15 protein-coding genes and 11 pseudogenes are annotated in these 26,317 nt (G+C 53.9%); 7 read left to right on the top strand and 19 right to left on the bottom strand.

Going from position 1 to position 26,317, the window contains the following annotated elements; all coding sequences use genetic code 11:
• Window positions 1-35: 35 nt before the first annotated feature.
• Together JFV26_RS09425 and JFV26_RS09430 are read right to left on the bottom strand one after the other, a co-directional pair.
• Window positions 36-656, bottom strand: coding sequence for an FMN-dependent NADH-azoreductase (locus JFV26_RS09425; protein WP_201191740.1), 621 nt, complete (start codon window positions 654-656; stop codon window positions 36-38).
• Window positions 653-1,099, bottom strand: a complete 447-nt coding sequence (locus JFV26_RS09430; RefSeq protein ID WP_201191743.1) for a GNAT family N-acetyltransferase — start codon at window positions 1,097-1,099, stop codon at window positions 653-655. Before JFV26_RS09430 ends, JFV26_RS09425 begins: the two co-directional genes overlap by 4 nt.
• A gap of 87 nt (window positions 1,100-1,186) precedes the next feature.
• Here JFV26_RS09430 and pdxR point away from each other — a divergent pair, with 87 nt between their 5' ends.
• Window positions 1,187-2,587 (top strand): MocR-like pyridoxine biosynthesis transcription factor PdxR, encoded by a 1,401-nt coding sequence (gene pdxR, locus JFV26_RS09435; RefSeq protein WP_201191745.1) that lies wholly within the window; start codon window positions 1,187-1,189, stop codon window positions 2,585-2,587.
• A 14-nt stretch (window positions 2,588-2,601) separates the two neighbouring features.
• Here the strand turns inward: pdxR and JFV26_RS09440 are convergent.
• From JFV26_RS09440 to JFV26_RS09460, 5 genes and pseudogenes are all read right to left on the bottom strand, one after another.
• A pseudogene (locus JFV26_RS09440) lies at window positions 2,602-3,312 on the bottom strand (IS5 family transposase).
• Between the two features lie 164 nt (window positions 3,313-3,476).
• A complete protein-coding gene (locus tag JFV26_RS09445; protein ID WP_201191747.1) occupies window positions 3,477-3,791 on the bottom strand; it encodes a hypothetical protein in 315 nt (104 codons plus the stop codon).
• A 239-nt stretch (window positions 3,792-4,030) separates the two neighbouring features.
• A complete protein-coding gene (locus JFV26_RS09450) occupies window positions 4,031-4,849 on the bottom strand; it encodes a mechanosensitive ion channel family protein (protein ID WP_201191749.1) in 819 nt (272 codons plus the stop codon).
• Between the two features lie 58 nt (window positions 4,850-4,907).
• A pseudogene (locus tag JFV26_RS09455) lies at window positions 4,908-6,448 on the bottom strand (catalase).
• Window positions 6,449-6,701: 253 nt separating this feature from the next.
• Window positions 6,702-7,139: a cell wall hydrolase gene (locus JFV26_RS09460; protein ID WP_242487781.1), complete on the bottom strand. Its 438-nt coding sequence runs from the start codon at window positions 7,137-7,139 to the stop codon at window positions 6,702-6,704.
• 1,278 nt (window positions 7,140-8,417) lie between these two features.
• On the opposite strand from JFV26_RS09460, the gene JFV26_RS09465 reads away from it, so the two are divergent.
• A complete protein-coding gene (locus JFV26_RS09465; RefSeq protein WP_201191751.1) occupies window positions 8,418-9,818 on the top strand; it encodes an insecticidal delta-endotoxin Cry8Ea1 family protein in 1,401 nt (466 codons plus the stop codon).
• Here the strand turns inward: JFV26_RS09465 and JFV26_RS33375 are convergent.
• The 6 genes and pseudogenes from JFV26_RS33375 to JFV26_RS09490 all read right to left on the bottom strand — a co-directional run.
• Window positions 9,819-9,998, bottom strand: a pseudogene (locus JFV26_RS33375) (transposase); the annotation flags it as partial.
• A 101-nt stretch (window positions 9,999-10,099) separates the two neighbouring features.
• Window positions 10,100-10,246: pseudogene (locus JFV26_RS09470) on the bottom strand (IS66 family transposase); the annotation flags it as partial.
• Window positions 10,247-10,303: 57 nt separating this feature from the next.
• Window positions 10,304-11,320, bottom strand: a pseudogene (locus JFV26_RS09475) (IS30 family transposase); the annotation flags it as partial.
• Between the two features lie 325 nt (window positions 11,321-11,645).
• A pseudogene (locus JFV26_RS09480) lies at window positions 11,646-11,783 on the bottom strand (IS5/IS1182 family transposase); the annotation flags it as partial.
• A gap of 47 nt (window positions 11,784-11,830) precedes the next feature.
• Window positions 11,831-12,811, bottom strand: coding sequence for a TauD/TfdA family dioxygenase (locus JFV26_RS09485; protein ID WP_201191753.1), 981 nt, complete (start codon window positions 12,809-12,811; stop codon window positions 11,831-11,833).
• A 25-nt stretch (window positions 12,812-12,836) separates the two neighbouring features.
• The gene (locus JFV26_RS09490; RefSeq protein WP_201191755.1) at window positions 12,837-14,129 is read right to left on the bottom strand and encodes a YcaO-like family protein; all 1,293 of its coding nucleotides are present in this window, start codon (window positions 14,127-14,129) and stop codon (window positions 12,837-12,839) included.
• Between the two features lie 586 nt (window positions 14,130-14,715).
• On the opposite strand from JFV26_RS09490, the gene JFV26_RS09495 reads away from it, so the two are divergent.
• Window positions 14,716-15,878 (top strand): IS3 family transposase gene (locus tag JFV26_RS09495; protein WP_201191757.1). Its coding sequence is split into 2 segments (ribosomal slippage): window positions 14,716-14,971 and window positions 14,971-15,878, totalling 1,164 coding nucleotides; the frame shifts between segments, so codons are not numbered across the junction.
• 40 nt (window positions 15,879-15,918) lie between these two features.
• Window positions 15,919-16,074 (top strand): annotated as a pseudogene (locus tag JFV26_RS09500) (transposase); the annotation flags it as partial.
• A gap of 37 nt (window positions 16,075-16,111) precedes the next feature.
• Here JFV26_RS09500 and JFV26_RS09505 read toward each other — a convergent pair.
• The 6 genes and pseudogenes from JFV26_RS09505 to tnpB (JFV26_RS09530) all read right to left on the bottom strand — a co-directional run.
• Window positions 16,112-16,333 (bottom strand): annotated as a pseudogene (locus JFV26_RS09505) (transposase domain-containing protein); the annotation flags it as partial.
• 104 nt (window positions 16,334-16,437) lie between these two features.
• Entirely contained in the window at window positions 16,438-17,955 is a 1,518-nt protein-coding gene (gene ltrA / locus JFV26_RS09510) for a group II intron reverse transcriptase/maturase (RefSeq protein ID WP_242487784.1), read from the bottom strand.
• 3 nt (window positions 17,956-17,958) lie between these two features.
• A pseudogene (tnpC, locus tag JFV26_RS09515) lies at window positions 17,959-18,787 on the bottom strand (IS66 family transposase); the annotation flags it as partial.
• Between the two features lie 61 nt (window positions 18,788-18,848).
• Window positions 18,849-19,037, bottom strand: a complete 189-nt coding sequence (gene tnpB / locus JFV26_RS09520; protein WP_201191759.1) for an IS66 family insertion sequence element accessory protein TnpB — start codon at window positions 19,035-19,037, stop codon at window positions 18,849-18,851.
• Between the two features lie 358 nt (window positions 19,038-19,395).
• A pseudogene (locus JFV26_RS09525) lies at window positions 19,396-19,783 on the bottom strand (IS66 family transposase); the annotation flags it as partial.
• Between the two features lie 35 nt (window positions 19,784-19,818).
• The gene (tnpB, locus tag JFV26_RS09530) at window positions 19,819-20,076 is read right to left on the bottom strand and encodes an IS66 family insertion sequence element accessory protein TnpB (protein WP_446739910.1); all 258 of its coding nucleotides are present in this window, start codon (window positions 20,074-20,076) and stop codon (window positions 19,819-19,821) included.
• Between the two features lie 215 nt (window positions 20,077-20,291).
• Here tnpB (JFV26_RS09530) and JFV26_RS09535 point away from each other — a divergent pair, with 215 nt between their 5' ends.
• The 3 genes and pseudogenes from JFV26_RS09535 to JFV26_RS09545 all read left to right on the top strand — a co-directional run bounded on the left by JFV26_RS09535 (window position 20,292) and on the right by JFV26_RS09545 (window position 26,279).
• Window positions 20,292-20,924, top strand: coding sequence for a hypothetical protein (locus JFV26_RS09535; protein ID WP_201191764.1), 633 nt, complete (start codon window positions 20,292-20,294; stop codon window positions 20,922-20,924).
• Window positions 20,925-21,327: 403 nt separating this feature from the next.
• Complete coding sequence (locus JFV26_RS09540; protein ID WP_242487782.1) at window positions 21,328-25,524, top strand: AvrE-family type 3 secretion system effector; 4,197 nt, start codon at window positions 21,328-21,330, stop codon at window positions 25,522-25,524.
• A gap of 44 nt (window positions 25,525-25,568) precedes the next feature.
• A pseudogene (locus JFV26_RS09545) lies at window positions 25,569-26,279 on the top strand (IS6 family transposase).
• Window positions 26,280-26,317: the final 38 nt, after the last annotated feature.

Raw genomic sequence — 26,317 nt, forward strand, 5'->3', positions numbered from 1 at the left:
TAGCTCATGGTGAAACTCCTGTGTAGAAAAAGGGATCAGGCGCAAACTAGGTTGTTGAACAGCGATTCCAGTGACAGTCGGGCACGTGCATCTTCGACCGTTGCACGGACGGCCCCTTCACTGAACACCAAGCCTTGAAGATAGGTGAAGTTCAGGTTGAACAGCCCGAGGGTGTGAAGCACATGGCGTAGGTAAGGCGTTAGAAAATTCGGTTGCCGTGCCCGCTTGCCCTGATGAAATCCACCAGAACTGACCAGCACGTACACGGGGCGGTCGTTCAGGAGACCGGCCTTGCCCTCGGAGCTTGAACTGAATGTCCGGTGAGCGCGCAGGACGTAGTCGATCCAGAGCTTGAGCGCGACGGGGAGCATAAAGTTGTGCATCGGGGTGGCAATAAGCAAGATATCGCAGCGTTCCAACTCGCCGATCAGCGCTTCGGAGACCTCGAACTCTGGCGAGTCGAACGGCGTGGCAGTGGTCAGGGCGCGAGCGTAGTCCATACCGAGCGGTGGCAACGGATGTGCACTCAAGTCACGCTCGACCAGTTCGAGCCTCGGATACCGGCGCCGCAGGGATGCCACTAACTCTAGTGTCAACTGGTTCGCATGGGAAACCTGCCCCTGAGGGCTGGCATTGACCAACAGGACATTGTTCATGCCAAACCTTCTGCCCGAAGGCTCTGGGTGAAGTGCATGCCACGGGCCAGGAGCCCCTGGCGAAAATAGAAGCGTTGGGCCAATGGCATATGCAGGCCGGTATCTAGCACGAAATGGTCGCAACTGCGCTGCATGGCCTCCTCGCGAACAGCGCTCAACAGCCACGCCCCCAGGCCGCTGTGCTGAAGGTCGGGGCTGACTACTAGATCATCGACGTAGATGAAGCGCCCGTAGAGTAGGTTTTCCAGCTCGCGGTAACCGGCCAGGCCGACGATGTGCTCACCGCCCCACGCTGCCATCAAACGGTAGCCCTGCTGAGTCTGCCGAACCAGTTGCGCCACATAGGTGGCTTGGTTGGCGACATGCGACCGCAAGACGCGCATCAGGTCGAAACTGGCCTGGAAGGCCTCCTTGTCTTCCAAGTGTTGAAGAGTGTAGGTCATGTTTGTCATCCACTGTAAAGAGATAGCCCACCTTAGTGCTCCGATGGCTTAAGCTACAGGGCCTAAAAATGCATAAACGACTAGGCCATGATTTTTCCCTTCGAACTGGACCGCAGCCAGCCAGCGCCGATCTATCTCCAGCTTTATCACCGATTTCGTGAATCCATTGCCGACGGCCGCCTGCGGCACGGAGATCGGGTACCTGCCGTTCGCGCACTGGCGGCGGAGCTGAACCTGGCGCGGGGTACAGTGGAAGCGACGTACCAGTTGCTGATGGGTGAAGGCTATTTGATTGGGCGGGGTGCCGCCGGGACGTTTGTCACACCGCAACTTGCGCCTGTTTCCTCGCCTATGCTTCACACCTCTGTTGCTTCGACGGCGTACCCAACCACTCATTCCGGGGTGCTGCCACTGGCACTGCAACTGGGACTGCCCGCGCTGGATGCCTTTCCCCGCAAGCTATGGACACGATTGGCGGGCCGTCAGTTGCGCCAGGCCGGCCTCGAAGGGCTCGTCTACCCGGACCCGCGAGGTCATGCACCCTTGCGCGCAGCCATTGCGACCTACCTGGGGATTTCGCGAGGTATCACCTGCCACCCGGAGCAGGTTTTTGTGTGCGCGGGCTATCGCGCGTGCCTGGACCTGATTAGTCACACACTGATGCGCCAGGGCGATAGGTGCTGGTTGGAAGAGCCCGGCTATTTTATGGCCAGGAATGCCCTACTGGCAGCCGGCGCACAGTTGGTGCCGGTTCCCGTGGATGATCAGGGTCTGGATGTCGCGCAAGGCATTGCCCGCGCCCCGGATGCGCTCTTCGCCGTGGTCACACCGACCCACCAAAGCCCGCTGGGTTGGTCGTTGTCACTGCCACGTCGGTTGGCGCTGCTGGACTGGGCTAACCGCCGCAGCAGCTGGATCATCGAGGACGATTACGACAGCGAATACCGCTATCAGGGTAAGCCCTTGCCAGCCCTCAAGAGCCTCGACCAGCAAGGCCGTGTGCTTTACACCGGGACCTTCAGCAAGGTGCTGTTTCCAGGCCTGCGCCTGGCGTATCTAGTTGTGCCGGCCGAGCAGAGCGGCGCGTTCGCCCGTCAGGCGGATCATCTGCATAACCACTGCCCGCACGTACTTCAGGCGACCGTCAGCGCTTTCCTTAACGAGGGTCACTTCGCGCGGCATTTAAAGAAGATGCGAAGCCTCTATGCACTCCGCCGTCAATGGCTGGTCGATGCGCTGCACCAACAATTCGGCGAACGTCTGCTGATCAACCCTCAGGCGGGCGGCATGCACCTGGTCGTGGGCCTTCGCGAAGGTGATGATATCGAGCTCGCTCAGCGTGCCCGGGCCGTTGGCATAGCCGTCGAACCGCTGTCACAGTGGTACCTGGAAGCCAAGCCTAGCCACGGCCTGATTCTTGGCTTCGCGAATATCGCCAGTGCCGAACAGGCGTTGGCGGTGGCGCTTCGATTGGCTGAAATCATCTAAGGTCTGTTCCCGCTTCACATCGGTAGCCAAAGGAAGGCGCAGGCCATGGCCACTACACTTTCGTAATTTCTCTTGAACTTGTCGAAGCGTGACGCGACTGCCCGGTAATGCTTTCGCCGGGCGAAAGCGTTTTCTACCAAGTTCCGATTGCAGTAAAGCCCTCGATCCAAATCCGCGTTGCCTTATACGGAATTGCGTTTTCTGGGAATCACGACTTTGGCGCCTTGTTGCTCAACTTGTTCCCGTGTGGCCTCACTGTCTCGTGGCCCTTGTCCGCAATGATCGTTTGCGCAGTGGGAACCTTGGCAATCAAGGCCGGTGCCTGCGTGCAGATCGTTAATCTGACCTTCAGTGATCTCAAGCACGACGGGCAGCCCGCAGGCGTCTACAGCCAGATGAGTCTGCTGGTGTTGCCTGCTCGACTTTCCCCGATTGCCTGATCCTCGCTGCCGGTAGCCCCTGCGCTGCGCTGGTGGGGTTTGGCATAGCTGCCATCAATCCATATCAGGATCAGCCACAAGCGCTTGAAACACCTCTGAGGCAGACCACGCATTGAAGCGCTTGTAGACTACTTCGGGTAAGTCTCTCCAGGGACAGCCTGTGCGCATGCGATACAGCATGCTTTCGATGGTTGTCCGTAGATCACGCTTGTTGTAGATGGTCTTGTGCAGCAGAATTTCCCGAAACTTCGACCAGTGCTCATCGCTGAGCATCAATCGGGGTATTGAAAGCTCGTACTGGTGTTGAGTGAGAGCTACAACGATACGAGCTTACTATTACAGATCAAAGGGTTAGCACGAAACGGTAACAGATCCTAGCGCTATTACGTTGAGGTTGAGTCGATAGAGCAGGGTGTGTAGCGAGGTGCCTTCCTGTTGGAACTGTGAATTTAATGAACGTGCGGCTCAATTTTACGATCTGATATTGCCTGCTCTGCGAGTGCAATTTTTTGCTTAATTATCTGTGAAAGATGATCAATCTCTGGTGAGCCAGCATCCACATTGGATAACAGATCAGCTTGAATAAGGATTGCAAATGCCTCTTTTACTTCATCTGCTGCCAACCAATAAGACTCGGGTTTATTCTGCAGCTGAGTGAAGAGTTTGCGCGCCTCAACAAGGTTGGGGTTTGTAGTTGTTTTTGCACATCCTATTACCGCCAAGCCGAATGCTGTAATGATGGAGATATAAAGAGCTGTCTTCATAGGACTGTTCTGGTTGGATACTCGTAAGTGTCGTTGTTTTCCAAAGCGAGTAACTTATTGCTAATCGAACGCGTTGCTGAGTATCCATAAGTCTTCGCAAACTGTATGGTTAGTATCCTGTAGTAATCGAGTCCGTTCAGGGACTTTTCAATCTGGACCAATCTGGACAGACTGGCATCCACGATGACTATTCGCAGTTCTTTATTGGTATGACTATTTTCCCTGGAAGAAGCGGCAATTTAGCCCTGGATGACAGTGACAACACGTTGTGGAAAGGGAATCCCGATACCTTTCTGCGCCAGCGCATCACGCGCTTTCTCGTTGAACAGAAACATCAGGTCCCAATAGTCGGCATTGGCAGCCCAGGCCCTCAGCGACAAAGTCACTGCGCTGTCGCCCAAGGCAGTCACCACCACTATGGGCGCCGGGTCTGTATGAATTCTGGTGTCGTTACACAAGCCCAACAGAACATGCCGGGCGGTATCAAGGTTGGCGCTGTAGTCCACGCCTACATCGAACACGACTTTGCGCATGGTTTCGCTGGAGAAGTTGACAATGACGCCATTGGATAAACTGCCGTTGGGGATAACGATGCGTTTGTTGTCAGGACTGAGAATCACGGTGTGGAAAATCAGGATGGAATCCACCGTGCCGTATGTGTCCTGCACTTCGATCGTATCGCCCACCTTGAATGGGCGAAACAGTAGGATCAGTACCCCACCGGCGAAGTTGGACAGGCTGCCCTGTAACGCCAGACCAATCGCCAGGCCGGCGGCACCGAGGGCGGCGACGAAGCTGGTGGTTTGCACGCCGATCATCGATGCGACACTGATGATCAGCATGATCTTGAGCGCGACATTGGCCAGGCTGCCGACAAAACCTTGTAAGGTTTTGTCGACACTGCGCTTACCCAGCACACCGCTGATTTTTCTGGTCAGCGTGCCAATCAGCCACCAACCGACAGTCAGTGTGGTGACTGCCAGCGTAAGTGTCGCTCCGTACTTCAACAAAAGAGGCAGGGAGATATGTTTGATCAGTTCGAGAATATTCAGATCCATGTAACACCTTATTCGGCGATATCGTTGCTGCACCTTGGGGATGCAGCGAGAAAATTGTTCAGTCGACCAGTCTTGAAGCCAGTGCTTGAACGCGAAGAAGATCGCCTTTCGCGGCCTTGGTGACGCCGTCCCCGTATTCCGGGTCGGCCTTGTAAAGGAACGACAGGATGTGGTGTTTGCTCACATCATCCGCGCTGGCCAGCGAGCCGCCAAAAGCGTCGATCAGGTCCTGGCGATCTTTCCTGCTGAACGAGCGATACAGGTCGCCGGCTTGCTTGAAGTTCTGCTCACGCTGGATCTTTGCCTGTTGGGTGCGGTCAGACAGGGCGAGCGAGCTATAGCGAGTCTTGGAAGATTCTTCAAGCGGCAATAATCGGCTGGGTTGGTAGTTGATGCCCGTGATGGTGCTGGCCGAATTCAGTGCGCCATCCTGATTGCCATTGTTGATGGTTTTTTTGCAGCATTGATCGGCAATTGCAGCGCATTGGCGCCCAGGCGATACATCTGCGTATCGGCGTAGGAGAAGAGACGTCCTTGCAGGAGCCGGTCTTCTGATGGCTCGATACCCGGGATCAGGTTGGAAGGGGCCATGGCGGCCTGCTCAGTTTCCTGGAACACGTTCGCCGGATTGCGGTTCAACACCATTTGCCCAATTTTACGCAAAGGTACGTCCGGCCACACTTTGGTGGCGTCCAGTGGATCGAACTCGTAGCGGCTCAGCTCTTTAGGCTTGAGTAGCTGTACATATAAATCCCACTTCGGGAAATTCCCCTTGCTGATCTGGCTGACCAGATCATTGGTCATATGACTGTAATCGGCGCCTTGCACCCGAGCGACATCTTTCGGCGAAAGGTTCCTAGTGCCTTGCAGACTCTTCCAGTGGAATTTGACGTAGTGCACCTTGTCTTTGGCATTGACGAACTTGTAAGCATGCACGCTGTTGCCATCCATTTCCCGATAGCTGGCCGGGATGCCAGCGTTGGAATACAGCTCGGTCAAGGTGCGGGTTGCTTCAGGTACGTGGGAGAAGAAATCGAAGCGTCGCGAGTCGTCGTCAAGGTTGGTGCGCGGATCGGGTTTGAAGGCGTGGACCATGTCTGGAAACTTGATGGCATCACGGATGAAAAAGGTTGGGAAGTTATTGCCCACCAGATCCCAGTTGCCATCGGCGGTATAGAACTTGGTGGCAAAGCCGCGAGGGTCGCGCAGGGTTTCCGGCGAATGAGTGCCGTGTACCACGGATGAGAATCGTACGAACACCGGGGTGACAGTGCCGGAGGTAAAGACCTTGGCCTTGGTCAACTCGCTGAGGTTGTCGGTGGCGGTAAACACACCGTGGGCGCCGGTGCCGCGAGCATGCACTACGCGCTCGGGAATGCGCTCGCGATCGAAGCGCTGGAGTTTCTGGATCAACTGCACGTCCTGCAGCAACACCGGGCCGTTGGCCCCGGTGGTTTGTGAGTTCTGGTCGTCGCCAACCGCCGCGCCGTTGTCACGGGTCAGTTCAAGGGCCTGGGCCGAGAAAGACAGTGCGCTGGTGGTCAAGATGCACAGGAATCGCTGTGGGGTAAAAACACTGAGGCGAGAGGTGCCCGTCATTCGAGACTCCTGGGGTGTTGGATGTAGAGAAGCAGTCGTAGGCCCAATGGTTTTTTCGCCGGGAAGGGGGGCTGGTTTTCTTGCAATGATGGGCACAGGCTGCAGTCCTTATGCGATGACTGTTTCTCTAGGTTCACCCAGGACGGCGCACAGCGAATGTAGGACTTGTCTCAATTTCGCTCGTTGAACGTTCAACGCTCATCTGCCGCAGTGCGTGTAGACGCGCTATTGAGCAGGCGGAGCCGGGCGCTCACTACTTCTGCGCATAGAAAATATGATCACCGATACGCACCGTTTTCTCGAATTCCCGAATCCAGTCCGGCCGCACCCGATGGGAATGAAAGTGCGTGGCTCCCAGCGTAATGTCATGGTGATCACCATCGATCACGTCTTTCGCGATGGCCTGAGCTTTTTTCCAGGCCCGAGGCTCCTGCGGGGTAGGGGCGCGTTTTGAATGGGTCCAGGAAAACTGCCCGCGCTCATAAACGACCTCGCACACATCGCCTTGTGTCCACTTGGCGCGATTCATTGTCACCATGGCGACCGCAATCTGCCCGGATTTCGGTTCTCCACGTGCTTCATGATAGATATTCAACGCCAAACAGAATAATGCACTACCGGGAGTCATCGATTTACCTTTCTCGCCACTTGAGTTCAGTGAATGCAGTGTCTCCAAGGCGCTATTGACCATTGGCCGGACATTCGCCAGAGGTGTTAGGGGACTGGAAGTGGTCTATTTTCTATAGAGGAACTGTCTTGTTTCTAACTGCTTTGAATATTGGGCGGATATTGCTAAAGGTTTAACGGAATCAGTGAGATGGCTGATCACTGTCCTTGGCTGAAACTCATGGGTTAGATCCAGCGCATCCGCACCATTCTCTGTTTCTCCTACAACCTTGTAACCCTCACTCTCCAGCAAAAAACGAACGGTGAACGATCATACGGACTGCGAGATGGTCTTCGACAATGGCTATCTGGTTGTTCATGGTGCAGCCATTGGATTAAGTGAATCAGGCGATTCTCCACCAGTCATCCAGGTATTAGCAATTCATGGGTGGTTTTTTGAGACAGATCTTGAGTGGTTTGGGTGTACCGTCTTATCCGCCAGTCTGTGAGGACATCGCCTCACGGGCTCGTTGTATTTTGTTCAAAATATCTTTTCCCTTTGCATTCCAGACATAACGAGTTGGCTATGGTCGAGTTCGAGGCGGACCTGCGAGGGAATGGCCATCGCACGAGCCAAAGGAAAACTGCGGGGAAAGCAACCCAAACTCTCCCGCAAACAGCAGAAAGAGTTGTGTCGAATACATGGCAGCGGAACCTATTCGATCAGTGGCTTGGCTGAACTATTTTGGTTTCGCGTCTGACGGTGCACCGAACTCTCGCTCGTCATCACGTTCACATGGCGCTGAAATACTCTTGCCACTTCTATAGGAAGCTTCCGAACGCCCGTAAACACTTATTTGGCGACAGCACTTGCCACTGCTGGTTTTGCGCTCGTGGTGGAGTTTTCTGGGGTGCCGGCCTACACCCCCAAGGTAAACGGTGTTTCACAGCACAAAATTGGGCGCAGAGGGTACGAATATCGTAGTCAGGCCATGTCGTCTGCAGTTCAAGGTCATCAGTCCGCCGAGATTGCCAAGCAATTGAAGATCGGCCGCTCTATGGTCTACAAAGGGTTGGTATCTAAAATAGCTTAACGTACGTTTCCGTTCGGTTGGACTTCAATCCCCTCACCTTGACGACGTAGGAGCATCAGCGTGATCCGTTCTTTTGTAGTCAAGTGGTTGTAATGATTTTGTATTCCAACACCTTATCTCGGGTGTTGCACTTGATCCTTGAGATCGCTGTTACTTCCAGTAAAAGCATATCGCGCTTTGTTACACATCGTACGTTGCGCTTTCGACGAGCGCATATGCATCGTAGCGTTTCCGGCAGCACAACTCCGTTGAAAACGAGGAGCATGAAGATGGTTCGCAAACTTAATACGGTGGACAACGTTAGGGCGTCACTGGTGCGGAGGAAACTCCAGCAGGGAGCCGTAGCTGGTGTGGTAGTTCAATCGAGCACAGGGCTCGTCGACTCGAATGGCGATCCACTCATACAAAGCCAGGATTCACTCTCCAGCATCTCTGAGCAATTCTACGACATCCTGCGACACAGTATTCTCGGTGGGGCGAATCTTGTCCCTGTCGTCGGCGGACTTCTGTCATACTTGGGTGCACTATTCATACCAAACATCGGTGAGTCACCAGAGCAAATGTGGAGGCGTCTGATCGAAGCGAAAATTTCAGACGCATTGATGAAAAAGGTTCAGCGGGATCTGGTTGGTCTTTCGGATGTGGCCAGTCTATACAAGAATGCTGTTGCATTCGGAAACAATGAGACGATCCGAGAACAGAGCATTGCGGCCAATACGCAGTTCACCGCCATGCTGCCGGGATTTCAACTCAGTGGAGAGCAATCGGCACTGCTACCCCTATTTGCAATTGCCGCCACTCTCCATCTAGCCTTACTTAGAGACATGGTGCTAAAGGGTAAGGAAATTGGCATCAGTGACGCGCATGTGGCCAGTCTCGCAGACGGTATGATCGCCCTGATCAAGCGGTATTCCGAGTATGTGGACACTTATGTCGCCGCTGCAATCGACAAAACACGACGCGATAATCCGAACGGGACCGATTGGAAACGCAGGAACATGCCGCTGTCAGCCATGCTAGAAACAAAGGCTCACTATCAGATCACTGTCATTGATCTTCGAGATACATGGAGCGGATTGGACCCGATTCGTTTTCCTGGCAAGTCTCTCATAAAACTTGATCGCGAAGTGTACACGCCAGTCCTCGGCTGGTGGGACTCCAAGAATCGTCCTCCTGAGGTAATCCCCGTGTGGGAACGTCCGCAATCGCCCTTGGAGGTTCTTAAGGTATGGGACAAGAGTCAATCGCGCACGCGTTTCATCTTCGGCTTCGAATCAAACTACGCGGACGGTAGCCGACTCAGCTCCGGCTCAAAGATTGACACTGTCTATCACGTTCCTGCTGGACGCTACATCGACGAGGTTGTTACGCAAGTTACTAGAGGTGTCTTCCACATGAGTTTCCGCAGCGATGGACACTGGAAGGGGGTGGGGAAAGCCAGGCCCTCCCAAGACTCTTTCGTCCACAGATTTCGAAGCGCCTTTTTCGGGCACAGGCTGTCCTCAGTTCGAGCCTTAGGCAAAGGAGACAGGGCGGCTGAAGGGGCGGTGAGTGGTTGCGTACTCGGATTTCAGTTGATCGATCAGGACGCCACCTCGATATCCCTTGCAGCGTTCGACGCGATCGCTCCCAATATCGCACCGCAGTTGCTTGAGTGGATTGCCGACTGAACTGGACTTGATCATCTTTCGCGCCGGACGATCATGGCGTAGCTGATGGCTTGATCCATCCGGATCCCGGTCGTACTCGGCCACCACATCAAACAGGTCGTGGACGATCTGCGCATTTGGACAATACACGCCAATTTGCAGCTCGTAGGCGGTGGTCATGTCGATGACCACCGCCCTGAGCCACAGTCGCGGCGATCTCACGACCAAGACTCATATGCTTTGCGATTCGAACGGAATCACTCTGTGTTTCAACCTGTCAGGTGGACAGGCCAGCGTATTGCTCGTATGCGCTGCCGGATATCCGGTTCCAGCTCGCGCGCTTCTCGCTCAACTTCGTACAAGGCCGCGATGTAGTGCAGCGCTTTTTCGGCAATCTGGCTCTTGTTGGTCGCGTGCAAGTCGAAGAACTTTCGGCGTGCATGGGCCAGCTTCTCGTTGACCGACTTGTGATGGGTGGGCGGATGCAGGCGCTGAGTGCAACACGGTTATTGAATTGAAGTGGGCGCATCGTGCCGCATAGCCATGGCCTTTTGCATCACCTCACTCATCATTTCGATCGGATATTTGAAATCGAAACGTTTACGGGTCGCATATTCAGTTGTAAGGCAATGGCATCCAGCTGTTCTTGGCTGTATCCCGACAAGTCCGTACCCTTGGGCAGGTACTGACGGATCAGACCGTTGATGTTTTCGTTGCTGCCGCGCGGCCAGGGGCTGTGTGGGTCGCAGAAGTAAATGGCCACCCCGGTCTGCTGGGTGATTTCAGCATGCCGCACCATTTCTCGGCCCTGGTCGTAGGTCATGCTCTTGCGCATCGCCAGCGGCATGCCATTGAGCGCTGCACTGAAGCCCTCCATCGCCGAGGTTGCCGTCGCGTCATTCATCTTCACCAGCATCAAGTAGCCACTGGTGCGCTCCACCAACGTGCCTACGGACGAGGCGTTGGCCTTACCCTTGATCAGGTCGCCTTCCCAATGCCCTGGCATCAGCCGGTCTTCGATCTCCGGCGGGCGCACATGAATGCTGACCATCTCGGGGATCTGGCCGCGCTGATCTACGCCGCCAGAGCGTGGTCTGCGTGTCGTCTTGCTTTGGCGCAGACAGGTGATCAGCTCCTTGCGCAGCTCACCGACTGGCAAGGCATAAATCGCGTTATAGATCGTCTCGCGGCAGACGTAAGCATCTCTGAGGTTGGGTATGTTCTGCTGCGCAGCTTGCCGGCAATCTGCTCGGGAGACAAACGCTCACGCAGCATATGAGCCACTAACTCGAAGCGCTCGCTACCGGCAGCAGCTTTCGCATCGGTCGACAAACCTGGCGGCGGGCCTGCATCTGCTGCTGAGCCACACGGGCCGAGTAGTAGCCGCAGGCATCTTGATTGCGACGCAGCTCCCGGCTGATAGTCGAAGGGGATCGGGTAATCAAGCAGGCGATCCTACGCAAGCCGAAGCCTTGGGCATGACCGATTTGAATGGTGGCGCGCTCTTCAACACTGAGTTCGGATTAAGACATAGGGGCAGCACCGTACCGGAAAGGTCAGGTGTTGCACTCAGTTTTTGCCGCCGCCAAACTATTTTCAATATTATTTACCATTAAAAAGAAGTCATGCCTACTGGAGGTACCCCGGATTTTTCGTAAATGTAATTTCTGTTAAAGCGACAGCAACCGATCTTCGAACTGGATACTGAAGCGATTCATGGCCGCTTTTCAGTCCCGGATCGGCATTGTCTGTTGAAAACATGGCGTCCAGGAGGGGGGAAGTGTCAGATTAGTATCGACGGTGCCATGCTCGACCTTAGAGAGCAAGCTGCGTGTAGGCAGCCGCGAATCGGTGCTGCGCCTGCCAGATCACCTCACGGCTTTCATACTCTTTACGCTTCTCGACACCGGCGTATCCCGCGCCTGCATAAACCGCGTTTTTGTCACCATACAGCAGTTCGGCAACCTGCGTCACGTCGGCCACATTCTACGCTTTATATGATTTTTATTTCTCGGAATAACATCACAATACACTCATCTTATTCTGGATTGTAAAAATTGCTCCTCATAAAATAACCGGACATCTTCATTCCCCCATATTCCTCCACGATACGAGCCCGCAGAGAGGTTTTTGAACTTGTGTAAAAAATCAACAGGCAATGCCCTGCTGAGAGGGTGTGACAGCCACATGCGTAATAATAGCCTTTCGTTTTCAGCACCTGAATACTCTTCGCGTGAGTGTAAAGTTGTATGGCTATTCAAGAACAGCACATCACCTTTGCAAAGTCTGAGATTAAAACCAACATCATCGCTTTTCGCACATTCATCTATGAGGTCCAGAATGTTAATCATTGATTCACTCAGCGAAAAAGCCTTGGTCATCTCGTCGTTTTCAATAAAGCAGCGAATGTAATGGGCTACAAACTCAGAGCGCCTAGCAGAAGAATGAAATATTTTTGAAAGATAAAAACAACTCTCTCCCTCTGCGTTTTCCCCGTGCCGACTGAAAGGAAAATAACTTTCCATCGCATCTAAATCCGATTGCGACATGTGTTTTTTTATCTTGTCATATAACTTGATTGAACTGACGACCCTAGTGCAGCCACCACTTTTTGCCTGAGTATGGCAGAATAGGACATTTAAATCACACCTGTCGGTATGTAGCGGCATTGATGCTCTTGACCTGTAGCCTGCCTTCTCGGATATTTTATTATTCGTCTTCCTGAAAGCAATCTCCTCAATAAATTTCGGAGCGGGGGTTTGTGAAACTGGCCAGCCGATATGCCGACACACATTGAGCAGAACAGATTTGGCACGGTTAATGCTATCGCCATTATATGTGTTTTTCAGGATCACACACCCACTGCCTGACTCCAATTCATTAATGATTTTATCTGCGACCTTGAGTATTCGCGAGCTTATCTTGCTCATTTTGAAAGAGCTTACAAAATAAGCGTCGTCGTTAAATTCAGGATAATTTTCTCCATATACAGGAGGGCAGTGTATTATCAGCATCGCGGACTCTCGCTATTTATATGTTTTAACTTTTTATCATTTTGAAATTTTCACGAGTCAGACTCACTATTCTGCCGCTTGAAAGTATAAATGCAGGTTCAAACGGATGAATAAAGCATGAGTAGACTTTGACGCCATCCTCATCAATAAGAGGGGCGTAATAAATTTCTCCTCCGGCACTTTTCACCTTGTCAATAAGGCGGTGACGGTATTCGCACATGTTTTGCTCTCTGATACCCTCACCTTCATCTTTAAAGTCACACTCCGCGATATCAGAAAGCCCTCCTCTGATTTTTGTGATATTGAAAAATCTCATCACGTCATCGTTATTCATGTCTCCATACTCTTTCTCGTACCACTGTTCCATGGCAACCCTTACTTCTACTTCATCACTATTCAGTTTTGAGTGTGGATGCGCCCTTCGCTGCAGCATTTCCGTTAAAGCTCTCTCAAGTGCGTAGTGATTATTCAGGGACGCCCCGCCCGAAAATGTCCTGAATGCTGGTTCGGGATGCTCAAGATAGACAAGGTAAACAGGTACCCCCCATCGTTTCGAGGTTATGTCGATTATATGCAGCTTGCTTCCATGAAGTTCTTTGCAGCATGAAAAATACAATGCTTTCAAGTCATCCGGGAGGCTTGAAGGACGAATACATTTATAGTCCTCATGGTTATTAAGTGCTACAAATTTTATTATGAAATCACCCAGCGTATAACGCTCAATAATTTCGGAAACACTATGAATGACACACTCCTCAGCACTTGTCCCGGCTGAAATACCACTTGTTGTGCTATATTTCATTAGGGATGCATAATCAAATTGATCCCCCTGTCTGTGTTCTGAAGTAAAACAACGGTGCTTAGGGTGCCCCTCTTCCGCCTCGATATAGGACGGATTGATCAATGCTATGGGTAGATAAATTTCTTCACCATTTTCTATTTCTCTGTACGGAATGCACATGACATTCTGTTCATTATCTGAAAGCAACGAAAATGGAATATCCTCATACCAAACAGGTTTTAATATCACGGACGATTTCTTTAATGTCATCCGGTCTTTTACAAAATCATAATGCAGGGCGCTGTGCTCTATCGCCTCAAAAATAGCCGACACCATCGACTGCCCAGCATCAACGCCTTTGCCTCCGCCTGCACTGATTTCATGCCCATCCTTGTAAAGTGTACAAATATAAGATTCTGGAGCCTCACCATATGCTTCGAATTCGAAACTAATATTTTTATTGTGCAAATATGCTCTGGCCAGACACATCGCTTCATCCAAGCCAACCATCCTTTCAGCCGGAAGTATATTATTCATGTCTTCTCCTTGCCCCTCCCTTAGTAGGGAGGGGCAACCTGAACGCAGTATTTATCATTTAGTCCGAATTGAAGTTTTGTCGGCTTTATTGGTTTGACGTCTTTTGGTATTAATCTCCCTCCCTATATTGCGAATGATGTCTTTCTCTGTGTCGGACAGCTTTGTCTCATGTTTTGCCGACTGCATAAAAGCAATGACATAGATGTCGCTTGGACAACCCATTGCATTCTCCTTTTTTATGAAATGCCACCCTAAAATTATCCTAAATTTCAGTGCAGTCAACCTTTGAAAATAATTCTTACACTCTTTAGTGGGCCTCAAAAAAATGGCTACAGGAGAGACGTTAATGCCAAGCGCACTTACTATCTAGGTATAGGCGCCTGCCAAGAAAACCGTAAATATTTGATTTGTTTAGAACAATTTATAATATTGCTAGTTGATTTTAGGCCAGTCTTGGATGCGTATTTCTGTATTTTTTTGATCAAAAGACGTCTGATTTCAACACTATGAATCCCCCCGGGTTGTAGTGGTCTAATGAAACCGGACACCCATTTAGGCGAGAATACTCGCCAGATCGAGGTGTCAGATGACCAAACAACGCCGCTCCTTTACTGCTGAATTCAAACGCGAGGCTGCTGACCTCGTGCTCAAGCAAAACTACAGCTACATCGAAGCCAGCCGCTCACTCGGCATTGGTGAGTCAGCGCTGCGCCGCTGGGTTGATCAGGTTCAGCAGGAGCGCCAAGGCGTCACTCCGCAGAGCAAGGCGCTGACCCCGGAACAGCAGAAAATCCAGGAACTGGAAGCCCGGATCGCTCGGCTTGAGCGAGAAAAATCCATACTAAAAAAGGCTACCGCGCTCTTGATGTCGGAAGATCACGAGCGTTTGCGCTGATTGATCAGTTGAGTGCCCATGAGCCGGTTGATTGGCTGTGTAAGGTGTTTGAAGTCACCCGCTCGTGTTATTACGCCCAGCGCCTGCGGCGCCGCACTCCCGATGTTGAACGGCTTCGGTTGCGTAGCCGGGTCAGTGAGCTGTTCTCGCAAAGTCGCAGCGCTGCGGGCAGTCGCAGCATCCTGTCACTGATGCGTGAAGACGGTGAGCAGCTCGGACGATTCAAAGTGCGCAGCCTGATGCGCGAGCTTGATTTAGTCAGTAAACAACCCGGCTCACATGCCTATAAACGAGCGACGGTTGAACGGTTGGATATCCCGAACATCTTGAATCGGGAGTTCGATGTGCCAGCCCCCAATCAGGTCTGGTGCGGCGACATCACCTACATCTGGGCCCAGGGGAAATGGCATTACCTGGCTGTCGTGCTGGATCTTTGTACGCGCCGGGTGGTGGGCTGGGCGCTGTCGGAAAAGCCGGACGCCGAGTTGGTTATCAAAGCGCTGGATATGGCCTACGAGCAACGTGGAAGGCCTCAAGGTCTGCTGTTTCACTCGGATCAAGGGTCGCAGTATGCAAGTCGTTTATTTCGCCAGCGGCAGTGGCGTTATCGAATGCGTCAGAGCATGAGTCGCCGGGGAAATTGCTGGGACAATGCGCCGATGGAGCGCGTGTTCCGCAGCTTGAAAACGGAATGGATACCGACCGTGGGCTACAGATTTGTTCAAGAAGCTCAGCGCGATATCAGCCATTTTTTGATGCATCGGTACAACTGGATTCGACCCCATCAATTCAACGGTGGGCTGGCGCCAGCTCGGGCCGAAGAAAAACTTAACGTCGTGTCCGGGATTAGTTGACCACTACAATGCCTTAAACTGAGGCCAACTAGGAGGTGCCATGAGCAACCCGCGTTATCCCGAAGAATTCAAAATCCAAGCGGTCAATCAAGTGATCGAAAAGAAACTGCCGGTTGCTGATGTAGCTGCACGTCTTGGCGTGTCGACCCATAGTCTCTATGCCTGGATAAAGCGCTACAGCAAACCTCAACGGCAACTATGCGTAAGCGTCCGCCGAAGTCACCTTGCATGACTCAGGCAGGCCCCCATTGATGCGGCAATAGCTGGTTGATCTCACTCGCCCGTTGCGTCGGCAGCTGCTTCAGCACATCTTTGAGATAGGCATAAGGGTCGTGCCCATTCATGCGCGCCGACTGGATCAAACTCATGACCGCCGCCGCGCGTTTTCCGCTGCGTAGCGAGCCCGCGAATAGCCAGTTAGAGCGACCAAGAGCCCAGGGCCGGATCTGATTGTCGGGTAGTCAGACGCGGTTGCCCGCGTCCAACCCCCTAAGAACCGTGCATGCGAGTTTCCCAGCACACGGCTCAAGCCTCTGCTAAGGCGCTATTGGGCACCCGGTTATACATCGTCGACATTGGCAAATTGCACATCCCTTGGGCACCGCAGGTGGTAGATCTCAAGATTGGCGGCCGCATCCGTCCCACCGTGACTCAGCTTCACAACATGGCGGCTATGCCATGGTGTGTCTTTGGTGACCGGTTTAAGGCATGCGCAGCAGCGGCCGCCTTGCTGTAGCCACACCCGATGCAGCTTGGCTCGACCCTTTGGGGAGATAAGCATTCTTTTGCCCCATCGGGATTCGAAGTACTCATCCCATTCAGGGTCGTGAGGGTTGGCAGCAGCCTTGATCTTGATATGTCGCACAATTGGCGTGTCCGAGGCGTCCAGTAACGTGTACTGACGCCTCCGACCATCGGCGGATTTTTCAGTACATGAGAATACCCATCGACGCGCCCCTTGTACTTTGAAATACCGATCCTTCACCCATCGGCGTGTCTTGCGAGGGTGGCGACGTACCGCCCATCGCCAGAGCATTTCCCACACGGCGCTGTCCACCTGGTTGAAGACCTTCTTGGCGACGACATGACTGTGATAGTTCGCCCAGCCCCGTAGAACCGGGTTGAGCAAACCTATCAAGTTAGACTGCCGTATCGTTTTGTTGGTCTTGATCAACTCTCGCAGCTTGGCAAGTAAAGCCCCGATGTTCGCCTTGGACGGCTTGATCAGGAGCTTGCCGTTGTACTTGCGCAGGTTCCATCCGAGGAAGTCGAACCCGTCCCCTATGTGCGTTACTTTGGTTTTTTCCGGAGAGAGGACAAGTCCACGTTCTGCCAGAAATTCAACCACGGCGGGCCTGACTTCATTTTCCAGCCACTCTTTCGAACAGCCAGTGATGATGAAGTCGTCTGCATAACGCACCATCTGCATTTTTCGGGCTGTCCACTTTGCGTTGGGAAACCTCTTTGCCAGCATCGCTTCCAACCCGTCCAGCGTCATGTTCGCCAACACCGGGGATATGATGCCTCCCTGCGGGGTTCCTGCGTGGCTGGGGAATAGCTGATTTTGGTGGACATAACCGGCCTGGAGCCATTTCTGCAAAATCGCCTTATCCATGGGGATGTTGGCGATCAACCAGTCATGGCTGATATTGTCGAAGCAGCCTTGAATGTCGCCCTCTAACACCCACTCCGCGTTTGCTTTTCGTGACAGCACACCAAAGCACTGCGCGGCGGCATCCGCAGTTGAGCGTTCCGGCCTGAATCCATAGGAGTTCGGGTCGGCGGTGGTCTCCGCTATCGGTTCCAGAGCCAGCAAATGAAGCGCCTGCATGGCCCGGCATTTCATCGCGGGAATTCCGAGAGGTCTAGTCTTACCGTTTTTCTTCGGAATGAGGACTCTCCGAAGCGGAAGCGGCGAGTAGCCTCGCCGCTTCAACGACTCTATCGCACCGATCTTTGCCCTAGGCGTATTCCAAGTGACCTTGTCCACACCGGGAGTATTTTTGCCTTTGTTTTCAGACACACGTTTCACGGCTAAAGCTTTGCCGCTAAACGAGTGAGTCAGCAGCCATTGCAAGGACGGCGTGGTGCAGTAAGCCCAGACATACGCGCGGTGATTTTTCTTCTCTCCGGGCGCAAGCATCTACACCGGAGTTTCGTCGTCATGGACGACTCGTTGGACCAGAACAGCTTCTCGCAAAGCGTCAACCAATGGCTGAAGCTGTACACCGGTCTGTCCAACCCATTGCGCGAGAGTTGAACGCGCGATGGCTAAGCCGGCTCGGCCAAAGATTTTCTCTTGCCGGTACAGCGGCAAAGTGGTCAGCGAACTTCGCCACCATCACATGAGCCAGCAGGCCTGCGGTTGGAATTCCCTTGTCGATAACCTAGGCCGCCACCGGTGCCTGGATCAGTGTTTTGCACTGACGGCAGGCCCATTTTCCGCGCACATGCTGTTCGACGGTGAACACGCCCGGCGTGTAATCCAGCTTCTCGCTGATGTCTTCGCCGATGCGCTGGAGTTGGCAGCCGCAGGTGCACTGGGTGTTTTCCGGCTTGTGATGAATTACGGTGCGTGGAAACTGCGGTGGCAGCGGCGCGCGCTTGGGTTGCTGGCACTTTTCTTCTGGAGCGGGAGCCGGCCGGAGGGCCTTCAGCTCGGCGTCGATAGCCTCAAGATCCGTATTGAACAGGTCGTCGAGCAAGTTACCTTGCTCAGGGCTGATCTGCTCGCTGCGCTTGGCAAGCCTGTGCCGCTTGAGGATGGCGATCTCGTGGGGCAGTTGCTCGATGATGGTTTGATCGCGGTGGATCTTTCTGTCCATGGTGTCGACCTTCGACATCAACTGCGCAGCGAATGTACGCAGTTGGTCGGGGGGCATTTGGTCGAGGTTGAGCGAGGAAGTCATGCCCTGGATTTTACCAAAGCAGATCGCCTGCGGCAGCAGGCCGAGGCGCTAATTGCGGTTTTTAAAGCAGTGTGATGGCGCCACCAGCGCCGACACGCTGCCAAGGCAGACCGAGCACCAGGGCCTGAAGTTGTTCGGTATCCCGTTCCAGCTCGCTACCTTGTCGAATGCCTAGCCAGTGGAATTTGCCTTGGTTCAACCGCCGTGCCGCCAGCCAAACACCAATCCCGTCATGAACCAGCACTTTCATTCGGTTATGCGAAGCAGAAGGCAATACGGAGCATGGCGCTATACGCCAGTCATGCTCCGATCCCGCGCGGTCGCAGACCCTGTGCACGTCGGGAAGTCCTTCGCACAGAAACTGGGAGATCTCAGCGGCGCCCGGTGCGCAAGCACCGGGCGGAGCAGGAAAGGCCAAAAGCCGTAACCTTGCTGTTCACGTCGCTGAGAAGTCGGATACGTCCGTAGTACCTGAGAAGCCATCGAACAAAGGGCCTGGCCTTGCGGAGATAGTGGAGGAAAGGGACGTAGCCAAGGGAAGCACCAGCAGGCCTCCCGCGCCCCGGACACTGAGCCTGATCAGCTGCGCGTCGATGGGACTTGAATCACCTTAAACGTGCCGGGACATACTCCAACACCTCAGCCACATCCTCACCCAACTGGCGAAGCGTCCCACCGCAACCTGGGCATTGGGGCTCGGGCAAATGCACGGTGGATTTCACGTGGCATGTGTTCGGGTAATGGCTAGCGTCGAGAGACGGTGCGCGATGGCGGTTCGGTTGCAGGTGTCAGTTCAGTTTGGCTGACTTCTAACTCTTCAAGACTCAACTGGAGCTGGTCGATCATCGCATCCAACTGCTCAGAGCTGCGCCCGAACTGCATGCGCCACAGCTTGGCAATCATCAGTTTCAAGCACTCAATCTCTGCACGCAAGGCGGTGACCAGAGCCTTCAAAGCCTGGGGGGCATTTGGCAGGGAGTCGGTCACTGAAGTCATGACCGAATCCTACCGACATTTTTCAGCGATGCAGGTCAGACTGCGAGGATGGGTGCTGTACGAATTGGCCTGCGCCAACCAATACCTTCCAACAGCATCGACAACTGCGTGGTTGTCAGTGACACAATGCCGCTGGTCGCTTGCGGCCAGACAAAGCGTCCTTGTTCCAAGCGCTTGCAGAACAGGCACAAACCGTCGCCATCCCACCACAACAGCTTGATCCGGTCACCGCGCCGTCCGCGAAAGGCGAAGATCTGACCGGAGAACGGATCCGCTTCCAGCTGAGTCTGCACCAACGCCTGTCTTCATTGCTCCATCCTCTCAAAGGTTGGAGCCTCCGAGAAACCCGGGGCGGTTCAAGGTTTTTCATAAGTGGGTGCCCGATTTCATGAGCCCGCTCCGAGAGATCATGGGACGCTCCAGATAGGTTTGACAAATATGAAGGTATTCGTCCAAGCCCAATACCGTTTCCACAAAGCCACGATGACTTCAACCGAAAGGACTTTTTATGCCCATTGACGCCAATCGATACGCCAGCAGCAACAATTATTCCGATCGATACGCCAGCAAAACCCAAGATATTGCCCCCGAACCCCAAGCACGTCAGGGCTCATGGCAGCAAACGCCAGCCTCCAGTTGGAGCCAAACGCCAGGTACCAGCCATTCATCCAATGCCTACTCGGTTTACAGCGGCCCCAACAGCAGCCCTTCCACAGCGCTCGTGGATAAAAAACCAATATCCGGTTTGAGCGCATCCAAACAACAAGAACTCGATCGGGCGATGAAGACGAGGGACAGCCTGCAAAAGCTTCCGAACGACTTTCCTATTCGAAGCCTCACTCGCGATGAGTATCAATCCCCTATCGAGCTGCTAGACAGAAAAATCAACAGATTGGCGAACAGCACTGACAGCAAGAATCCGGTCACGAAGTTCAGTAACCACCTGGAGAATAAAAAGGAAGAGAAAGAGTTAAACAGAGAGATGGCTTCACTGTACAAAAAAGCCCGGGACATCCAGCACAACGGCACCAACCCAACCGATAAAAACCGCGCCTCCAACGTGACGGATACACTGACAAGTCTGGGCAGAGAACAACCCTGGTTCAAGGACATCCGTAAAGAAAACAGGGCAGACAAGTAGAAATAGACGGCTGTCTGTTGGCGCTGATTGAAAACTGACCCACCGGAGCAAGAGTCCACAAGTCCTGAGTGTCTGGATCATTCCACGAATACGTCACAGCAAGCCCTCCTATACGTTGGTTGGGAAAATTATATGAAAGTGAGGGCTGTTTGGGGGGCGGTGGAAAGTCTAAATGTTGTCATATTGTAGCTTCGCTCCCAATGGGCCTTGTAGCTTCGCTCTCGCCGGGCCAAGCATGGTGATTTTTCAGGGGGTTGCAATGTTTTCTAGATTAGAGGGTATGGCCAGTTTACAGCGTAATAGAGTTGAAGTATCGGTAAGGTCGGAAACCGAAAGAACGCGTGGCAGGAACTCACCGCCATCCGTCGAATTGACTCATTATAAAACGCTGCAACCGACCTCAATGTTGTTTGACATCAGTCTCAAGGACGGAAAGGTCCAAGCGGATGCGACGGTGGCGAGTCAATATATCGCGGGTCATCTCAATCAGGCGAACAAGCATTATGTCGCCGACTTTCCCACCGGGACGGGAACGAACACGTTGCGTATCAAGGATGAACGGCAGCATCTGTTTTATATCCAGTCCACGCCTGCTGTCGCAGCGGTGGTCAAAAGCAGTCGACCAGCAGAGACCGGCAACGGATTGGGGCAGCCTTTAAATAGCCCAGGCAGGGCCCACCTTGGGCTGATCAGCCATGTGCACACCACCGTTGACGGCCAGCAGTACCGTCTGGAGAACGGACGTCTGTATCGCTTTGAGCCACAAGTCACCTCCTGGCTTCCCGACGCTGACAACCGCACGCTCAGTCGTCTTGGCCTGGCCAAGGAGGGCCAGTTGCTAAAGATACTTGAAGGCGTGGCGGACAGCAGTGCTGAAGGGCGAACAACGGTTTCCCTGAGTCAGGTCCAGGGCTTTTCGGTCCTGCGGCTTCAAAGGGCTAGCGAGCAGACCTTGCGTCCAATTGATGAGACCGGGGAGCCTGTTGAACTCAAGCGCATCGGGCTGACCGGCAATACCCTCTATGGTGCTAATGCACATGGCGAGTTACTGCGGGCCGATCTGGGCCAGGCCCGAAACGGCGTGTTGTTGATGAACTGGCAACCTGTCGAATCGTTGGAGCTGGCGTTGAATGGGGCGGTCAGCGTCGAGGGTTTTTTTCATGATGATGTAGGACAACTTAATGCTCAGATTCGGGACTCACGCCAGCAACTGCATAGCTCTCCGTTAACCCGCGTGGAATCGTTGAGGCCGGAATGGAACCTCAGCGACGTGCTGGTCAAGGGCGTTGAGCAAGGTTTGCCACTCCCCAGCCTACAAGCATTGGCAGCGGTCGTTGATCTCGGGCAGCGGGGAAGACTCGCGCTGGACGCAGGTAGCCTGTTGTCCTGGGATGCCGTGGCGCAACGCTGGGAAGGCACCTCGCAAAATTGCATCGAAAGCATGGAGCGCGGGCTTGATGGTCGCGGCTATGTGCTACAGGAAGGGCAACTGAAGGCGGTGGCGACTCGACAAGTACGAGCGCCGATCCATGAAGGAGCCAGCTACGAGTTGGCCGCTGTTCCCGCGCCGCGCACCCATGTCGTCGTTGACGAGGTGCTGGCTGGGGATAGTCAGCGACGTATCACGATGTTCGCCATAGCGGATAGCCGAACCTTCGCGACCGTCGATCAAGATAATCGGCTTCAGGTTCACCTGGATGGCGAGGTCAGGTCGTTGGCACTTCCCGTGCCTGGCGTCCAAGCATTGGCCCTGGATCATGAAGGCCATCTCTACGCACAGAGCAGAAACGGCGAGTTGTTCAGGCTGGATCACCAGGGCTGGCAGGGTCACTCCGGGGTACCGTCGAGTTGGAGCAAGGTCGAGCTGCCGAATGGTCAACGGCTGGATTCGTTGCGGATGGGGGCTGACAATCACCTGATTGGTGGGTGGGATAATCGTTTCTATCGATTGGGCACTTCTGCCGAGGGGAAGTTGGAGTGGGGGCCGGTGCGGTCCTTCACTCAGGCGCCAAGTCAATCATTGGCCGAGAAGTTATCAGGTCCTCAACTACGAGCACAGGTCCAGGGTGGAGTCCTGTCGGTCAGCAGTAACGTGATGGGGCAAACCTCGGAAAACATCCCGCGCAATCGCGGCTTTTTTTCGGGGTTGAAGTCGCACTTTCATCCTTTGGACAGCTTCAGGGAAATGGGGCTGGACATTCAGCATCGGTTTAACGGACGTAGAGGCTTGGAGAGTGTCTACGCGGATGACAAAAAACTGCATGAACAACTCAAGCCGCTTTCGCACGCCAAGCCAGTACCAGGCAATCTTAAGGTCCGCCTTGCCTTTTTGAGCGAGTCCGGGCCGCGACAGGTGTTGGCCAAGGCAATCAGCGATGCGCTGGTTCGCGTGGAAAAAAACAGTGAGGCATCCGCCCGATGGTTGGGTGAGGTGCATGGGCTTGCGTTTGATCCGAAGCTCGTCTTGAGTCGGGCGAGTATTCAACCTGAGTCGACGCTTCATCAACTATATGAGGCTTTCAAACGGGTGTCGCCTACCCCGGCGAAGCCAACTGCTGCCCTGCTTGCCAATTTTGAGGGACAGGCCCTTTTGCTCCCGGCATGGGACCCGGAACGAAAACGTGATCGCAGTCATCCCTCGGCGTTGATCGAGGGGAATCTGATTCACCACGCGAACACCCTCAAGCAACTCTCCGATCTGGCGGTCGCACTCGAAAGTGCCTCAGCTCATAGCCCAAGCGCTCTGGCGAGAGTTGAGCAGTCCTTGCAGACCGTGATGCAGGCCTATGCCCAGAGCCCCGTGTATAAACTGGCCACCCAAAATATACCCAGCTATGACAAGGCCGAAACCCTTTACAAGAATTTCAAGTTGCTGGCCAAGGATCTTGGAACGCCAGGGTCCGCCCTCCATTGGCATCTTACGCGGTTGCTGGGTTTACCCGCCGATGCAGGCCTCAAAGAAGCAATGACCCGGGAAGTGCAGCAACTTGGTAGTGGCCAGACTCTGGCCTCGAGCCGTACCCAGGGTAAAAGTCTTGGAGTCATGGTGACCGGAATAAAACCATTGGCACCGGTGGAATTCTTCGTGGGGGTTTCCAAGGCCCATGCTAACGGCGTCAGCATCAGTCGAACCGATAAAGGCGCCAGGGTTGAAATAAGCATGGATGACACCCGGCGATTGGCGGCCTCGGTGGCTTCGGGGCTGACCTTGGGGCGAGGAGCGCAAGCCGTGGGACCGGGGCTGAGGGTCGCCGCGGAAGTGACTGCGGCCGTAGCAAGGAATACCGGCTCGACCATCAGCTTCGATGTGAAGGAAGCGGACTTTCCCAAGATGATGTCGATCATCATGGGAGAGCAAGGCAATGTCTACGACTTGCTGGCGTTGGGTCAGGCACATGTGGCGGGTAAAAGTTCGAAAAACAACGTCGATCTCAGCCTGGATGGGTTGGCGCAATTGCGTTTGCTCTACAACCCCCAAGAGGACATCGCCGAGCTGGACACGGTGATTCGAGCAGGCTTTGGCGTGGTGGGCAGTCTCAACGTGGCGCACGCAGACAATAGCCAGTCAACCAGCCGTGGCGCGACGAACATCAGTCACAGTGGCGGAGCGAATCTGCAACTTGGCAGGCAGGGCGGTGTAGGTGTCAACGTTGCTCCCCTCAATATGGTGATGGTGGGCATTCCGGGCGGCGGTGCGCCTAACGTCGCCGCCTTCGCGCTACCAGAGGTGTCGTTCATGCTGAAGTTTGATCGCACGCAATCACGGGGCTTCAGCTTCAGCTTCAAGCAGCCTGAGCCGGTGACACAGTTGCAGATTGACGGCGTTGTCAGCAGCTTGTCACGTTACTCCCCGGCGTTCAGGCAGGATCTGGGCGCTCTCGGGCTTTCGGGCAATACACAGGGTGAGCAATTGACCAAGCTGCAGCAGTTCCTGGCGAGCCATCCACCGGTGTCGACAAAGTCCGAGGCTTACCATGTTATTGTCCAGTTATTGGATAAATTGACTCACCAGCAGTACCTGCAGCAGAACGGACTTCGCCAACTGACGTCGGTCGAAGCTTCGGTCACCGCTGTTGGCTTGCGTGACGATGGGCAGCATGCCTGGTTGAACGATGTTGCACCGGCCAATAAGGCTGCCATTGTGCAGTGGCTCAAGGATGACCCACAGTTTGCCCAAGTACTCGACCAATTGCAGAACGGCGAAGGGACCTCGGTGAGAATCGGCCTCGAGTTGAAGCCGGATGTGTTGCACGCCATCGAGCGCAAAATCATCGACGGTGAAAGCCCGGAGCCGCTGATTAAAAGTGCCCTGAGTAACCGTGAGAACTTGCGTATCAAAAGTATGAGCCTCAGTCATACCGCGAGCCAGTCCCATGCCCTGTCGGTACCGGCAATGACGAATATCGGGTTTTCGAGCAATGCAGGACTCAGCCATACCCATAAACGGGTCAACGCCGACCTCGAGTACGGTGGGAATGCGGATAAACCGTTGAGAATGAACTTGAACGATACGCTGGGCAGCCTGCCGATCCATGATTTAACTATTGATTTGGCGGACCTGAGAGTGAAGGCGCCTAAGTTGGCATTGTCAGGTTGTTGAGATCGATGCTGCAGACAACTGTCCGATTTGATAAACAGGACGGTATGAGGTGTCCAACTATTGCCACACCCCTGAAGGGGTTCCGCCATCCTCGCGAAATCATTTCCTATGCGGTCTGGGCTTACTTCCGTTTTTCCATGAGCTTGCGTGATATCGAGGACCTTCTGGCATAGCGCGGGATCATTGTCAGCTATGAAACGATCCGAGTATGGGTTGATCGGTTCGGTCACCAGTTTGCCCGTTGCATTCGTCGTGACAGGCCGGTGCCCAATGACAAGTGGCATCTGGACGAGATGGTTATTACGATCAAAGGAGAGGAATTCTGGCTCTGGCGGGCTGTTGATGGCAATGGCGATGCGCTGGATATCCTGATGCAATCGCGGCGCAATGCCGAAGCGGCCACGCGATTTATGCGCAAATTGCTGAAGAAATACGGCAAGCCGCGCGTAGTGGTGACGGATAAGCTGGGTAGTTATGGCTGTACACTGCGCCACCTCATCCCCTGCACCAACCGTCGCAGCCACAAAGGGTTAAACAATCGGGCAGAAGCTTCGCGTCGATATACACGACGACGCGAGAAAATCATGGGCCGGTTCAAATCGCCTAGACTAGCCCAGAAATTTCTCTGCGCTCACGACCAAATGACAACCATTTTCCGCCCTCATCGCCACACCCTCTCAGCCGTTTCATACCGCCACGCCAGGGCAGACGCATTCAGCCTTTGGTGTGATTATGCGGGTGAAATCGCAGCCTGATTTTCCATCAAGCTACCTGATACAAACTGCGCTCAACC

Origin of the sequence: Pseudomonas sp. TH31, assembly GCF_016650815.1 — a bacterium.
GTDB lineage: Bacteria > Pseudomonadota > Gammaproteobacteria > Pseudomonadales > Pseudomonadaceae > Aquipseudomonas.